This window comes from Streptomyces sp. NPDC056480 (assembly GCF_042795405.1).
Taxonomy (GTDB): domain Bacteria; phylum Actinomycetota; class Actinomycetes; order Streptomycetales; family Streptomycetaceae; genus Streptomyces.
On record NZ_JBHTSA010000009.1, the window covers coordinates 56,012 to 70,812 of the forward strand.

The window sequence follows — 14,801 nt, forward strand, 5'->3', positions numbered from 1 at the left end:
TGTGGCTCCCGGGGTTAGGCTAGGGGCGACACACGCACGATCGCGTGTGCCGCCCTTCCGTACAACGGACAACGGCGCTGTCTACCGCCCGTTGAACGCGTCCTTCAACCGCGAGAACAGCCCCTGCTGCCCCGGCTGACTGTGCTGACCCGGGGGGCCGACCCCCGGACCCCCAGCAGAGCGCCTACCGCCCGTTGAACGCGTCCTTCAACCGCGAGAACAGCCCCTGCTGCCCCGGCTGACTGTGCTGACCCGGGGGGCGACCCCCGGACCCCCAGCAGAGCGCCTACCGCCCGTTGAACGCATCCTTCAACCGCGAGAACAGCCCCTGCTGCCCCGGCTGGAACTGCCCCGTGGGCCGCTCCTCGCCGCGCAGCTTGGCCAGTTCGCGCAGGAGGCGCTCCTGCTCCGCGTCGAGCTTGCCCGGGGTCTGCACCTCGACGTGCACGATCAGGTCGCCCCGGCCGTTGCCGCGCAGATGCGTGACGCCGCGGCCGTGCAGCGGGATCGACTGGCCGGACTGCGTGCCCGGCCGGACGTCGATCTCCTCGAGCCCGTCGAGGGTCTGCAGCTGCACCTTGGTGCCGAGCGCGGCCGCCGTCATCGGGAGGGTGACCGTGCAGTGCAGGTCGTCGCCGCGCCGCTGGAAGGTCTCGTGCGGGGTCTCGTGGATCTCGACGTACAGGTCGCCGGCGGGGCCGCCGCCGGGGCCGACCTCGCCCTCGCCCGCGAGCTGGATCCGGGTGCCGTTGTCGACACCGGCCGGGATCTTGACCGTGAGGGTCCGGCGGGACCGGACCCGGCCGTCGCCCGCGCACTCGGGGCACGGGGTCGGGACGACGGTGCCGAAGCCCTGGCACTGCGGGCAGGGGCGCGAGGTCATGACCTGGCCCAGGAAGGACCGGGTGACCTGCGAGACCTCGCCGCGGCCGCGGCACATGTCACAGGTCTGCGCGGAGGTGCCGGGAGCGGCACCCTCGCCCGAGCAGGTCGTACAGACGACCGCCGTGTCGACCTGGATGTCCTTGGTGGTGCCGAAGGCCGCCTCGTTGAGGTCGATCTCCAGACGGATCATGGCGTCCTGGCCGCGGCGGGTCCGCGAGCGCGGGCCGCGCTGCTGGGACGTGCCGAAGAAGGCGTCCATGATGTCGGAGAAGTTGCCGAAGCCACCGGCCCCGAAGCCGCCCGCGCCGCCACCGCCGGAGGCCGAGAGCGGGTCGCCGCCCAGGTCGTAGACCTGCTTCTTCTGCGGGTCCGAGAGGACCTCGTAGGCGGCGTTGATCTCCTTGAAGCGTTCCTGCGTCTTCGGATCGGGATTCACATCCGGGTGCAGCTCGCGCGCGAGCCTCCGGAAGGCCTTCTTGATCTCGTCCTGGGAAGCGTCGCGGCGCACGCCGAGTACGGCGTAGTAGTCCGTGGCCACTTACGACTCCGCCAGGATCTGTCCGACGTAACGTGCCACTGCGCGTACCGCTCCCATCGTTCCGGGGTAGTCCATGCGGGTCGGTCCGACCACGCCGAGTTTGGCGACTGCCTCGCCGCCCGAACCGTAGCCGACCGAGACCACGGACGTGGAGCTCAGCCCCTCGTGGGCGTTCTCGTGCCCGATGCGTACGGTCATGCCCGATTCCTTGGCCTCGCCGAGCAGCTTGAGGAGCACGACCTGCTCCTCCAGAGCCTCCAGGACGGGCCTGATCATCAGGGGGAAGTCGGGTCCGAAGCGGGTGAGATTGGCGGTGCCGCCGATCATCAGCCGCTCCTCGTGCTCCTCGACGAGGGTTTCGAGGAGGGTCGCGAGCACGGTCGAGACCGTGGCGCGGTCCTCGAGCTCCTCGAAGGATTCGGGGAGGTCCTGCACCAGCTGCGGCACGTCGGCGAACCGGCGGCCGACGACCCGGCTGTTGAGCCGGGCCCGCAGGTCGGCGAGCGAGGTCTCGCCGAAGGGCGCGGGGCAGTCGATGACCCGCTGCTCGACCCGGCCGGTGTCCGTGATGAGCACCAGCATCAGGCGGGCGGGGGCCAGCGAGAGCAGCTCCACGTGCCGGACGGTCGAGCGGGTCAGCGAGGGGTACTGGACGACGGCGACCTGACGGGTCAGCTGGGCGAGCAGCCGGACCGTACGGCCGACGACGTCGTCCAGGTCGACCGCGCCGTCGAGGAAGTTGTGGATGGCCCGGCGCTCGGGCGTCGACAGCGGCTTGACGCCGGCGAGCCGGTCGACGAAGAGGCGGTAGCCCTTGTCGGTCGGGATCCGGCCGGCGCTGGTGTGAGGCTGGGCGATGAAGCCCTCCTCCTCCAGGACGGCCATGTCGTTGCGCACGGTGGCGGGCGAGACGCCGAGCTTGTGGCGCTCGGTGAGCGCCTTGGAGCCGACGGGCTCCTCCGTCCCGACGTAGTCCTGGACGATGGCGCGCAGGACTTCGAGTCTGCGTTCGCTGAGCATCGTGCGCACCTCCAGCTGTCGTCGTCGTTCCGGTTGCTCCGCTTTTGGCACTCGCCCTGTTCGAGTGCCAGCGATCCCCCGGCCAGTGTACGGCGGCGGGCGTCGCTCCTGGCAAGGTGGCGACGCCTCCACCGGCTAGCGTCGCGGCATGGACGTGGATTGGGAAGCGTACGGATGGGAGCGGCTCGCGGACGGGGTGGGCCGGCGACGGCTGCCCGGGTGGGACGCCACGGTCGGCCTGGTACTGGGTGAACGGGCGGTGCTGCTGTACGACACGGGCTCCTCGCTCGCGGAGGGCGCCGAGCTGCGGACGGGGATCGCGGACCTCACGGGCGGCCGCAGAGTGACGCACATCGCATTGAGCCACCCGCATTTCGACCACGTTCTCGGCACTGCGGCGTTCTCGGGGGCGGAGGTCTTCGGCGCGGTCGGCTCGGACGAGCTCCTCGGCCGGGTGCGGGACCGGGAGGCGCTGCGCGCGGACGCGGTACGGCACGGGCTCGACGAGGCGGCGGCGACGGAGGCGGTGGACGTCCTGGTGGCCCCGCGGCACGTGGTCTCCGGCGAGTGGACGCTCGACCTGGGAGGCCGGCAGGTCCTCCTGGCGAACGTCGGCCCCGGCCACACGGGCCACGACCTGGTGCTCCTGGTGCCGGGTGAGCGCGAGGTGGTCTTCTGCGGCGACCTGGTCGAGGAGTCGGGCGAGCCGCAGGCGGGCCCGGACGCGATCCCCTCCCGCTGGCCGGACGCGCTCGACCGGCTGCTGCGGCTCGGCGGCGAGGACGCGGTGTACGTGCCGGGGCACGGGGCGGTGGTGGACGCCACGTTCGTACGACTCCAGCGGGAGGAACTGGCAACGCGCTTCTCCGTCGCATAACGTCGCCCGAATGCGCAGCTACAACCCGGACTTGACGCCCCCTTGACCGCATCTCCCGGGGGGCGACCCCCGGACCCCCGGCAGTACCCCCCGACACCGCGCCGCCCTGGACAGGATCGAGCCCATGCGCAGCTACAACCCGGACTTGACGCCCCCTTGGAAGCGCTCGGCGCCCGTTCCCGAGGTCCCGGCCGACCGTGATCTGGTCGTCGAGGAGGTCACGACGGGCTTCTGCGGGGCGGTGATCCGCTGCGAGGCGGGCACGGTGACCCTGGAGGACCGCTTCGGCAAGCACCGCGTGTTCCCGCTGGATCCGCGGGGCTTCCTCCTGGAGGGCCGGGTGGTGACCCTGGTCCGCCCGTCGGCCGGTCCCGCCCGCCCCATCCGTACGGCGTCGGGCTCCGTCGCGGTCCCCGGGGCGCGGGCCCGGGTGGCGCGCGCGGGCCGGATCTACGTGGAGGGCCGCCACGACGCGGAGCTGGTGGAGCGGGTCTGGGGCGACGACCTCCGCATCGAGGGTGTGGTCGTGGAGTACCTGGAGGGCGTCGACGACCTCCCGTCGATCGTCGCGGAGTTCGCCCCCGCCCCGGACGCCCGTCTGGGCGTCCTGGTGGACCATCTGGTCCCGGGTTCGAAGGAGTCGAGGATCGCGGCCCAGGTGACCTCGCCGGACGTGCTGGTCGTCGGCCACCCGTACATCGACGTCTGGGAGGCGGTGAAACCGGCGTCGGTGGGCATCCGGGCCTGGCCGAAGGTTCCCAGGGGCCAGGACTGGAAGACGGGCGTGTGCGAGGCCTTGGGCTGGCCGCCGAACACCGGCGCCGCCTGGCAGCACATCCTGTCGAGGGTGACGACGTACAAGGACCTGGAGCCGGAGCTGCTGGGCCGGGTGGAGGAACTGATCGACTTCGTGACGGCGCCGTAGGGGCGTTCCGCTCCTGGTGACGGGGTGCCCCGGCGGGACGCGGTCCGGTAGCGTGCGCGGCATGTCGAGCCCCGAGTCGGACACGTCGGGGGCTTTCGGTCACGCCGTCAGCCCCCTGGACCCCCGAGTTCTCACGGACCACTGAGTCCGCTCCGTACGGCCCTCCCTGTGGTCGTACGGGCCACTGGTTCGCTCCGTACGGCCCCTGCGGTCGTACGGACCGCCGGGTTCGCTCCGTACGGCCCTCGCGGTCGTACGGATCGCTGGGTTCGAAGTCCCTGCCGCCCTGCCCGCCCGCCGCCCCTCCGCGGCCGGACGCGTGGGCCCGTGGGTGCTGACCGCGGTGACGAGATGCCTCTGTCGTCGTTTCCTCACCCCGGAGCCACTCGATGCCCCTCCCGCTTCTTCTGCTCGCCCTGGCGGTCTTCGCCATGGGCACATCCGAGTTCATGCTCGCCGGCCTCGTGCCGGACATCGCCTCCGACCTCGGCGTCACGGTCGGGAGCGCGGGTCTGCTCACCTCGGCCTTCGCCGTCGGAATGATCGTCGGCGCGCCGCTCCTGGCCGCGCTCGCCCGCGCCTGGCCGGTCCGGGCGAGCCTGCTCGGGTTCGTCCTCGTGTTCGCCGCGGCGCACGTCCTGGGCGCCGTCACCGGCAGCTTCGCCGTCCTGTTCGCCACCAGGGTGGTCGCGGCCCTCGCGAACGCCGGGTTCCTCGCCGTCGCCCTGACCACCGCCACCCGGCTCGTGCCGCCGGACCGGAAGGGGCGCGCGCTCGCCGTGCTGCTGTCGGGCACGACGCTGGCCACCATCGCCGGAGTCCCCGCGGGGTCGCTGCTCGGCACGCTGATCGACTGGCGGGCCACGTTCTGGGCCGTCGCCGCCCTCTGCCTGCCCGCGGCCCTCGGCGTGCTCCGGGGCATCCCGGCGCGGCCCGCGCGGGAGGGCACGGCCGAGGGGCCGGACCTGCGCGCGGAGCTGGCGCGGCTCAGGCGTCCGCGGCTGCTCCTGGTGATGCTGCTCGGCGCCCTGGTGAACGCGGCGACCTTCGCGAGCTTCACCTTCCTGGCGCCCGTCGTGACCGGCACCGCCGGGCTCGGCGAGCTGTGGGTCCCGGTGGCCCTGGTCCTCTTCGGGCTCGGCTCCTTCGCCGGGATCACCCTCGCGGGGCGGTGGTCCGACCGCTACCCGGGCCTGGTGGTCGCGGTGGGCGGTCCGCTGCTGCTCGTCGGCTGGCCGGCCCTGGCCGTGCTGGCCGAGCAGCCGGCCGCGCTGCTGGGCCTCGTGTTCCTGCAGGGCATGGCGTCGTTCGCGCTGGGCGGCACGCTGATCGCCCGGGTGCTCTACGAGGCCGCGGGAGCCCCCACCATGGCCGGCTCCTACGCGACCGCCGCGCTCAACGCCGGGGCCGCGACGGGACCGCTCGTCGCCGCCCTCGCCCTCCGGACCGGAGCGGGCACGCTCGGCCCGCTGTGGGCGAGCGGCCTCCTGGTCCTGGGCGCGCTGCTCGTCGCCCTGCCGTCCCGCAGGGTGCTCACGGCGTCCTAGGGGTGTCCGGCCGGGGTCCGGTGCGATCCGCGCCGGACTAGTCCACGAGGTCCCGCACCACCGCGTCCGCGAGCAGCCGTCCGCGCAGGGTCAGGACCGCCCGCCCCGCAGCGTACGGCCCGGCGTCGAGCAGCCCGTCGGCGAGGGCCTTGCGGGCGGCGGCGAGGCCCGCCGGCTTGAGGAGGGACAGCTCGACGCCCTCCTTGAGCCGCAGCTCCAGGAGCACGCGCTCGACTCTGCGGTCCTCGTCGGAGAGCAGCTCCCGTCCGGCCCCCGGCGACCTCCCCGCGGCCAGCGCGGCGGCGTACGCACCGGGATGCTTCACGTTCCACCAGCGGACGCCGCCGACGTGGCTGTGGGCGCCGGGGCCCGCGCCCCACCAGTCGGCCCCGCGCCAGTACAGCTCGTTGTGGAGGCAGCGCCCGGCCTCGGAGGTGGCCCAGTTGGAGACCTCGTACCAGTCGAAGCCGGCCCCGGAGAGGACGTCCTCGGCGATCAGGTACCGGTCGGCGTGGACGTCGTCGTCGGTCATGGGGACCTCGCCGCGACGGATGCGCCGCGCCAGCTGGGTACCCTCCTCGACGATCAGGGCGTAGGCGCTGATGTGGTCGGGCCCGGCGCCGATGGCCGCGTCGAGCGAGGCCCGCCAGTCGTCGTCGGTCTCGCCGGGGGTGCCGTAGATCAGGTCGAGGTTGACGTGCTCGAACCCGGCGGCCCGCGCCTCGCCGACGCAGGCCTCGGGGCGGCCCGGGGTGTGCGTCCGGTCGAGGATCTTCAGGACGTGCTGCTTGGCGCTCTGCATGCCGAAGGAGATCCGGTTGAAGCCACCGGCCCGCAGCTCCGCCAGATAGGCCGGGTTCACCGAGTCGGGGTTGGCCTCGGTCGTCACCTCGGCGTCGTCGGCGAGCCCGAACTCCTCGCGGACGGCGCCCAGCATCCGTACGAGATCACCGGCGGCGAGCAGCGTCGGCGTGCCGCCGCCCACGAAGACGGTCCGCACCGGACGCGGGTCGTCCCCGAGCACCTTGCGGGCGAGCCGGATCTCCTCGACGACCTGCTCGGCGTAGTTGTCCCGGGAGGCGAGCACGCCACCGGTCCCCCGCAGCTCACTGGCCGTGTAGGTGTTGAAGTCGCAGTACCCGCAGCGCGTCGCGCAGTACGGCACGTGCAGATAGAACCCGAGCGGCCGCTCCCCCGCCCCTTCGAGGGCGTGCGGGGGCAGCGCCCCGTCGTCGGGAACGGACTCACCATCGGGCAGTACGGAAGGCATGAGCCCCATTGTCCCGTACTGCCCGAGGTGAACGCCCGGCCTGTGGACAACCTCTCCACAGGGGCGAGGGCCGCGTCCGCGGCGGCGGGGGTCAGGACTCCCGCGACCCCGCGTACATCTCCTCGATGAGCCCCTTGTACTCGCGCTCCACCACCGGCCGCTTCAGCTTCAGGGACGGGGTCAGCTCGCCGTGCTCGATGTCGAGGTCGCGCGGCAGCAGGCGGAACTTCTTGATCGTCTGCCAGCGCTGGAGACCCTCGTTGAGGCGGTCGACGTAGCCCTGGACCATCGCGACGGTCTGCGGGGCCGCGACGACCTCGGCGTACGGCTTGCCCGCGAGGTCGTGCTCGGCGGCCCAGCCGAGGAGGGTGGGCTCGTCGAGGGCGATCAGAGCGGTGCAGAAGTTCCGGTCGGCGCCGTGGACGAGGATGTTCGAGACGAACGGGCAGACGGCCTTGAACTGGCCCTCGACCTCGGCCGGCGCGATGTACTTGCCGCCGGACGTCTTGATCAGGTCCTTCTTGCGGTCGGTGATCCGCAGGTAGCCGTCGGCGGACAGCTCGCCGATGTCACCGGTGTGGAACCAGCCGTCGGACTCCAGGACCTCGCTCGTCTTCTCCGGCAGGCCGTGGTAGCCCTCCATGACGCCGGGGCCGCGGAGCAGGATCTCGCCGTCGTCGGCGATCCGGACCTCGGTGCCGGGGAGCGGCTTGCCGACGGTGCCGGTGCGGTAGGCCTCGCCGGGGTTGACGAAGGAGGCGGCGGACGTCTCGGTGAGTCCGTAGCCCTCCAGGATGTGGATGCCGGCGCCGGCGAAGAAGTAGCCGATCTCGGGGGCGAGCGCGGCGGATCCGGAGATGCACGCGCGCAGGTTGCCGCCGAAGGCCTCGCGGATCTTGGCGTAGACGAGGGCGTCGGCGACCTTGTGCTTGGCGGTGAGGCCGAAGGGCGCGGAGGCGGTCCCGGTGCGGCGGAAGTTGTCCTGGCTGGCCTTGGCGTAGTCGCGGGAGACGCCGGCCGCCCACTGGAAGATCTTGTACTTGGCTCCGCCGGCGGCGCGGGCCTTGGCGGCGACGCCGTTGTAGACCTTCTCGAAGATGCGGGGCACGGCCGCCATGTAGGTCGGCTGGACGACCGGCAGGTTCTCGATGATCTTGTCGACGCGGCCGTCGACCGCGGTGACGTGCCCGACCTCGATCTGGCCCGAGGTGAGGACCTTGCCGAAGACGTGGGCGAGCGGCAGCCACAGGTACTGGACGTCGGCCTGGGTGACGAGACCGGTGGCGGCGATGGCCTTGGCCATGTACGACCAGTTGTCGTGCGGGAGGCGGACGCCCTTGGGGCGGCCCGTGGTGCCCGAGGTGTAGATGAGGGTGGCGAGCTGCGTGGCGGTGATCGCCGCGACCCGCTCCTTGACGGCCTCGGGGTGCTTCTCCAGATAGGCCTTGCCGCGCGTCTCCAGCTCGGCGAGCGTGAGGACGAACTCGCCGTCGCTCTCCACGCCGGTGGCGTCGATGACGACGACATGGCGGAGGTTCGGCAGCTCGGCGCGGCGCTCGACGGCCTTCGCGAGCTGGGCGGCGTCCTCGGCGATCAGGACCCGCGACTCGGAGTCGGAGAGGATGAACGCCGACTCCTCGGCGTTGGTCTGCGGGTAGACCGTGGTGGTCGCGGCGCCCGCGCACATGACACCGAGGTCGGCGAGGATCCACTCGACCCGGGTGGCGGACGCGAGGGCGACCCGCTCCTCGGACTCGACGCCGAGGTCGACGAGGCCGGCGGCGATCGCGTAGACGCGCTCGGCGGCCTGCCCCCAGCTGAGCGACTTCCAGTCGTCCGGGCCGGTGCCGGAGGCGGCGGGCACCGGGTACCGGTACGCCTCCGCATCCGGAGTCCGCTCGACGCGCTCAAGGAAGAGGGACGCCACGGAGGGCGGCCGGTTCTCGATCTGGGTCTGTGTGTCGCTCACGACGTCCTCCGGGCGGCGGCGGTGCCTTCTGGTGGTTCGTAACTAACTGGCGAGTAACCTTCGAGCCGGGATCAGAGTAAAGGCCCGAGGTCCGGCGCGTAAGGGCCTACGGGGCGCCGCTTCATAACGAACGGGCCCACGCGCACCTGGCGCGTGGACCCGTTGCATGCACAGGACAGCTACGTGGGGCGCCCTGCTCTACTTCTTCTTGCCGGAGGACTCGTCGCTCGACAGAACGGCGATGAAGGCCTCCTGGGGCACCTCCACCGAGCCGACCATCTTCATGCGCTTCTTGCCTTCCTTCTGCTTCTCGAGCAGCTTCCGCTTACGGGAGATGTCACCGCCGTAGCACTTGGCGAGGACGTCCTTGCGGATGGCGCGAATGGTCTCGCGGGCGATCACCCGGGAGCCGATCGCGGCCTGGATCGGCACCTCGAAGGCCTGCCGCGGGATGAGCTCGCGCAGCTTGGCGACGAGCCGCACGCCGTAGGCGTACGCGGCGTCCTTGTGGGTGACGGCCGAGAAGGCGTCGACCTTGTCGCCGTGCAGCAGGATGTCGACCTTGACCAGGCTGGACGCCTGCTCGCCGGTGGGCTCGTAGTCGAGGGAGGCGTAACCGCGCGTCTTGGACTTCAGCTGGTCGAAGAAGTCGAAGACGATCTCGGCGAGGGGCAGGGTGTAGCGGATCTCGACCCGGTCCTCGGAGAGGTAGTCCATGCCGATCAGGGTGCCGCGACGGGTCTGGCACAGCTCCATGATCGCGCCGATGAACTCACTGGGGGCGAGGATCGTGGCGCGTACGACGGGCTCGTACACATCGTTGATCTTGCCCTCGGGGAACTCGCTCGGGTTGGTGACCGTGTGCTCGCTGCCGTCCTCCATGACCACGCGGTAGACCACGTTGGGGGCGGTGGCGATGAGGTCGAGGCCGAACTCGCGCTCGAGCCGCTCGCGGATGACGTCGAGGTGGAGCAGACCGAGGAAGCCGACGCGGAAGCCGAAGCCCAGCGCGGCGGAGGTCTCCGGCTCGTAGACCAGCGCGGCGTCGTTGAGCTGCAGCTTGTCGAGGGCCTCGCGGAGGTCCGGGTACTCCGAGCCGTCCAGCGGGTAGAGGCCCGAGAAGACCATCGGCTTCGGGTCCTTGTAACCGCCGAGAGCCTCGGTGGCGCCCTTGTTCAGGGAGGTGATCGTGTCACCGACCTTGGACTGGCGGACGTCCTTCACGCCGGTGATGAGGTAGCCCACCTCACCGACGCCGAGACCGTCGGAGGGCGTCATCTCCGGAGACGAGACACCGATCTCGAGCAGCTCGTGGGTGGCGCCGGTCGACATCATCTTGATGCGCTCGCGCTTGTTCAGCTGACCGTCGACCACTCGCACATAGGTCACGACACCGCGGTACGAGTCGTACACGGAGTCGAAGATCATCGCGCGGGCGGGCGCGTCGGCCACACCGACAGGGGCGGGAACGTCCCGGACGACCCGGTCGAGCAGCGCGTCGACACCGACGCCGGTCTTCGCGGAGACCTTGAGGACGTCCTCCGGCTGGCAGCCGATGAGGTTGGCCAGCTCCTCGGAGAACTTCTCCGGCTGGGCGGCCGGCAGGTCGATCTTGTTCAGCACGGGAACGATCGTGAGGTCGTTCTCCATGGCCAGGTAGAGGTTGGCCAGCGTCTGCGCCTCGATGCCCTGGGCCGCGTCGACCAGCAGGACCGTGCCCTCACAGGCGGCGAGCGACCGGGACACCTCATAGGTGAAGTCGACGTGCCCAGGGGTGTCGATCATGTTCAGGATGTGCGTGTCGCCCTGACCCGGACCCTCGGTCGGCGCCCACGGCAGCCGGACCGCCTGGGACTTGATCGTGATGCCGCGCTCCCGCTCGATGTCCATGCGGTCGAGGTACTGGGCACGCATCTGCCGCTGGTCGACCACACCGGTCAGCTGGAGCATCCGGTCGGCGAGCGTGGACTTGCCGTGGTCGATGTGCGCGATGATGCAGAAGTTGCGGATCAGAGCCGGGTCGGTACGGCTCGGCTCGGGCACGTTGGTAGGAGTCGCGGGCACGCAGGGTCTCGTCTCGGGGCGATGTCGGATCGATACGTAGGCTCCATGGTCCCATGCCCGTCGCCCTGCGCCCGGTTTGGGCGGGCACGAGAGTGGCTGATACTGTGGACAGCTGTGTCTCGTGTGCCCTCTCAGCCTGCGAGACGCATCCAGAAGGAACATCGAACCTGTAAAGGCTCTTTTCGTGGCGAACATCAAGTCCCAGATCAAGCGGAACAAGACGAACGAGAAGGCGCGCCTGCGCAACAAGGCCGTCAAGTCCTCGCTCAAGACCGCGATCCGCAAGGCCCGCGAGGCCGTCGCCGCGGGTGACGTCGAGAAGGCCACCGTGGCTTCCCGCGCCGCCTCCCGCGCGCTCGACAAGGCTGTCTCGAAGGGCGTCATCCACAAGAACGCCGCCGCCAACAAGAAGTCGGCGCTGGCCACCAAGGTTGCCGCTCTCCAGGGCTGAGCTCTGATGTAACCGGCCGCACGGGACCCAGCGGGCCCTCTCTCCCGCTCCCACCCGGCCACCAGGACTCGCACGCGGACGCGTTCGCCACGCGGGTGCGAGCCCACCAGCTCGAACACCGAAGGCCCCACCACCTCCTTCCCCAGGAGTGGCGGGGCCTTCGGCATACCCCAGCACACGAGACGCCCCCGCCCCCGGCCCGTGGAACACCCGACGACGGGCCAACGGACTACAAGAACACAAGCCCCAGAAGCCCAGAGACGCAGCCTGAAACGAGGCCCGGGCGCGAAGCTTCAGAGGACATCCGAGGCGGGGGGCGAAGCACAGCCCCCGCAGGGGGTCCGGGGGCCGGATCCCCAGGGGGGTTCGAGGGCCGAGGCCCGAGGGGGCTAGGGCGGGCCCCCGGCGGGGTCCGGCCGGGGGCACAGCCCCAGGCGGGTCTGGGGACGCAGCCCCAGGCAAGGTCCGGGGCGGAGCGCCAAGGCGGGTCCCGGGCCGCAGTCCCAAGGCGGGTCCAGGGGCACAGTCCCAGACAAGGTCCGGGGGCGGAGCGGCGGCCGGGTCCGGGGGCGAAGCGCCACGCGGGGTCCAGGGGCGGAGCCCCGAGGGGGTCCAGGGGCGCAGCCCCAGGCGGGGTCCGGGGGCGCAGCCCCAGGCGGGGTCCGGGGGCGCAGCCCCAGGCGGGGTCCGGGGGCGCAGCCCCAGGCGGGGTCCGGGGGCGGAGCCCCCGGGAGTCTCTTCCTCACCCACCACCAGCCCCCGGCAGGGTTTCGGGAAGGGGTGGGGTGGGGGATTCCGCCCCGGCACCAGCCACCGGCCACCCCGCACGCACAACCGGCCCCCGACCCCCAGCACGGCCCCCACGCAGCCCGCCCGACCACGGGCACGGGCGCACGGACACAGGCACGGTCACGGGCACGGGGCACAGGCACAGGCCAACGCCCCGCCACCCCCACCCCCAACCGCTACCCGCCCGCCCGCATCCTCGCCGCCCGGGCCACCGCGACCACCGCCTTCTCCAGGGCGTACTCGGGATCGTCCCCGCCGCCCTTCACCCCCGCGTCCGCCTCCGCGATCGCCCGCAGCGCGAGCGACACCCCGTCGGGGGTCCAGCCCCGCATCTGCTGCCGTACGCGGTCGATCTTCCACGGCGGCATACCCAGCTCCCGCGCCAGATCCGCCGGCCGCCCGCCCCGCGCCGACGACAGCTTGCCGATCGCCCGTACGCCCTGCGCCAACGCGCTCGTGACGAGCACCGGCGCGACCCCGGTCGAGAGCGACCACCGCAGGGCCTCGAGGGCCTCCGCCGCACGTCCCTCGACCGCGCGGTCCGCGATGTTGAAGGAGGAGGCCTCGGCACGGCCGGTGTAGTACCGCCCGACGACGGCCTCGTCGATCGTCCCGTCCACGTCGGACGTGAGCTGCGTGACCGCGGACGCGAGCTCCCGCAGATCACTGCCGATGGAGTCGACGAGCGCCTGACAGGCCTCGGGCGTGGCCGAACGCCCCAGCGTCCGGAACTCCTGCCGTACGAACGTCAGCCGCTCCGCCGGCTTCGTCGTCTTCGGGCAGGCCACCTCCCGCGCCCCCGCCTTGCGCGCCGCGTCGAGCAGCCCCTTGCCCTTGGCGCCGCCGGCGTGGAGCAGGACGAGTGAGATGTCCTCGACCGGGTCGTCGAGATACGCCTTGACGTCCTTGATCGTGTCGGCGGACAGGTCCTGGGCGTTCCGCACGACCAGCACCTTGCGCTCGGCGAACAGCGAGGGGCTGGTGAGCTCCGCCAGCGAACCGGGCTGGAGCTGGTCGGGCGCGAGGTCGCGCACGTCCGTGTCGGCGTCGGCGGCACGCGCGGCCGCCACCACCGCCTGGACGACACGGTCGAGGAGCAGGTCCTCCTGCCCCACGGCGAGCGTCACGGGGCCGAGGAGGTCGTCGGGGGAAGTCTTTCTGGTGGCCATCGCGGTCCAGCATCCCACGGACCACTGACAGGACGGCGATGCCCGAGAATGGCGGGGTGAGTGAACGACACGTACTGGTACTCCCCGACCGCGACGCCGCCGAGGAGGTCGCCGGGGAACTCCCCGACCGTTTCGGCGTCGCCGAGGAACCCCAGCTCGTACGGGACTCCCTGGCCGGGGAGGACGACGCCGAGGACGCCCAGTGGCTGGTGGTCGTCGAGGACCCGGACGGCAGGCTCGACCCGACGGCACTGGACTCCCTCGCGGCGGAGTACGAGGGCTGGCTGGAAGCCCCGTAGGCGCGGCTGGGCGAGGCTGAGCCCAACCGAGCCCAGCCAGCCGGCCGGCCCAGGCCTGCCCCGGCCTACGCCCCGCCGCAGGGGCGACCCCTCAGCCCCTCCCCGCCTTGGGCACGATCTGCACGTCCAGATCGATGCTGATGCTCGAACCCACCGCCGCGATCCCCCGCGCCAGCAGCGTCTGCCAGGTGAGCGTGAAGTCCTCCCGGTGCAGCTCGGTGGTGGCCCGGCAGGCGCACCGGGTCTCGCCCTCCAGGCCGCTCCCGAGGCCCAGGTACTGGGTGTCGAGGGTGACCGTGCGGCTCACCCCGTGGAGGGTGAGCGCCCCGGTGACGGCCCAACGGCTGCCGCCCTTGTGCGTGAAGCGCTCACTGAAGAACTCCAGCGTCGGGTACGCGCCGACGTCGAGGAAGTCGCCGGACCGCAGATGGTCGTCGCGCATCTGCACCCCGGTGTCGATGGAGGCCGCGTCGATGACGACGTGCATCGCGGAGCGCTCCACGCGGTCGCCGATCCGGACCGCGCCTGCGAAGCTGTTGAACCGGCCGTGGATCCGCGCGAGCCCGATGTGGCGGGCGGTGAAGCCGATCTGGGAGTGCGTCGGGTCGATCTCCCAGTCGCCGGGCTCGGGGAGCTGCGGCTGCGGGGCGATCTGGAGCAGCACGTCGTCGAGGCCGGTGTGGCCGCCCTCGGTGACGACGGCCCTGCCGTGGTGCGGCGTGTAGCCCTCGGCGGTGACCGCGAGCCGGTACTCGCCCGCCGGCACGGTCGCGAGCGCCGTGCCGTACGGGTCGGTCTCACCGGCGATCACCTTGCGTCCGGCGGCGTCGCTGAGGACGAACTCGGCCTGACGGACCGGTTCGTGCACGGGGTCGAGCACCCGGCAGCTCAGCATCCCCGCCGAGGCGGGGACGGTGAGACCGGCGAGCGGGCCGCCCCGTACAGCGCCCGCCGCCCGCTTCCCGAAGAGACGATCGAACATTCTTCACGCACCCCCG

At 71.9% G+C, this 14,801-nt stretch carries 12 protein-coding genes; 5 read left to right on the forward strand and 7 right to left on the reverse strand.

The annotated features are described in order from the left end of the window. Positions 1 to 286 precede the first annotated feature (286 nt). Together dnaJ and hrcA are read right to left on the reverse strand one after the other, a co-directional pair. Entirely contained in the window at positions 287 to 1,423 is a 1,137-nt protein-coding gene (gene dnaJ, locus ACFQ79_RS07045) for a molecular chaperone DnaJ (protein WP_030317496.1), read from the reverse strand. Continuing rightward, entirely contained in the window at positions 1,424 to 2,443 is a 1,020-nt protein-coding gene (hrcA, locus tag ACFQ79_RS07050) for a heat-inducible transcriptional repressor HrcA (protein WP_383579909.1), read from the reverse strand. A 148-nt stretch (positions 2,444 to 2,591) separates the two neighbouring features. Between hrcA and ACFQ79_RS07055 the strand changes: the two genes are divergently transcribed. The 3 genes from ACFQ79_RS07055 to ACFQ79_RS07065 all read left to right on the forward strand — a co-directional run bounded on the left by ACFQ79_RS07055 (position 2,592) and on the right by ACFQ79_RS07065 (position 5,792). Next, positions 2,592 to 3,320, forward strand: coding sequence for an MBL fold metallo-hydrolase (locus tag ACFQ79_RS07055; protein WP_383579911.1), 729 nt, complete (start codon positions 2,592 to 2,594; stop codon positions 3,318 to 3,320). A gap of 124 nt (positions 3,321 to 3,444) precedes the next feature. Then, entirely contained in the window at positions 3,445 to 4,245 is an 801-nt protein-coding gene (locus ACFQ79_RS07060; protein WP_383579913.1) for a DUF3097 domain-containing protein, read from the forward strand. A gap of 389 nt (positions 4,246 to 4,634) precedes the next feature. Next, positions 4,635 to 5,792, forward strand: a complete 1,158-nt coding sequence (locus ACFQ79_RS07065) for a Cmx/CmrA family chloramphenicol efflux MFS transporter (RefSeq protein ID WP_383579915.1) — start codon at positions 4,635 to 4,637, stop codon at positions 5,790 to 5,792. A gap of 37 nt (positions 5,793 to 5,829) precedes the next feature. Here ACFQ79_RS07065 and hemW read toward each other — a convergent pair whose 3' ends face one another. The 3 genes from hemW to lepA form a co-directional block, all read right to left on the reverse strand. Beyond that, entirely contained in the window at positions 5,830 to 7,071 is a 1,242-nt protein-coding gene (gene hemW, locus ACFQ79_RS07070) for a radical SAM family heme chaperone HemW (RefSeq protein WP_383579917.1), read from the reverse strand. 82 nt (positions 7,072 to 7,153) lie between these two features. Continuing rightward, positions 7,154 to 9,031, reverse strand: a complete 1,878-nt coding sequence (locus ACFQ79_RS07075) for an AMP-dependent synthetase/ligase (RefSeq protein ID WP_383579919.1) — start codon at positions 9,029 to 9,031, stop codon at positions 7,154 to 7,156. A 198-nt stretch (positions 9,032 to 9,229) separates the two neighbouring features. Then, positions 9,230 to 11,095: a translation elongation factor 4 gene (gene lepA / locus ACFQ79_RS07080; protein WP_073914231.1), complete on the reverse strand. Its 1,866-nt coding sequence runs from the start codon at positions 11,093 to 11,095 to the stop codon at positions 9,230 to 9,232. A gap of 184 nt (positions 11,096 to 11,279) precedes the next feature. On the opposite strand from lepA, the gene rpsT reads away from it, so the two are divergent. Beyond that, positions 11,280 to 11,546, forward strand: a complete 267-nt coding sequence (rpsT, locus tag ACFQ79_RS07085; protein ID WP_030317512.1) for a 30S ribosomal protein S20 — start codon at positions 11,280 to 11,282, stop codon at positions 11,544 to 11,546. Between the two features lie 965 nt (positions 11,547 to 12,511). On the opposite strand, the gene holA is transcribed toward rpsT, so the two are convergent. After that, positions 12,512 to 13,504: a DNA polymerase III subunit delta gene (gene holA / locus ACFQ79_RS07090; RefSeq protein WP_383579922.1), complete on the reverse strand. Its 993-nt coding sequence runs from the start codon at positions 13,502 to 13,504 to the stop codon at positions 12,512 to 12,514. A gap of 38 nt (positions 13,505 to 13,542) precedes the next feature. On the opposite strand from holA, the gene ACFQ79_RS07095 reads away from it, so the two are divergent. Further along, positions 13,543 to 13,803, forward strand: coding sequence for a hypothetical protein (locus ACFQ79_RS07095; protein WP_245389554.1), 261 nt, complete (start codon positions 13,543 to 13,545; stop codon positions 13,801 to 13,803). A gap of 91 nt (positions 13,804 to 13,894) precedes the next feature. Here ACFQ79_RS07095 and ACFQ79_RS07100 read toward each other — a convergent pair whose 3' ends face one another. After that, positions 13,895 to 14,785, reverse strand: a complete 891-nt coding sequence (locus ACFQ79_RS07100; protein WP_383579924.1) for a YceI family protein — start codon at positions 14,783 to 14,785, stop codon at positions 13,895 to 13,897. Positions 14,786 to 14,801: the final 16 nt, after the last annotated feature.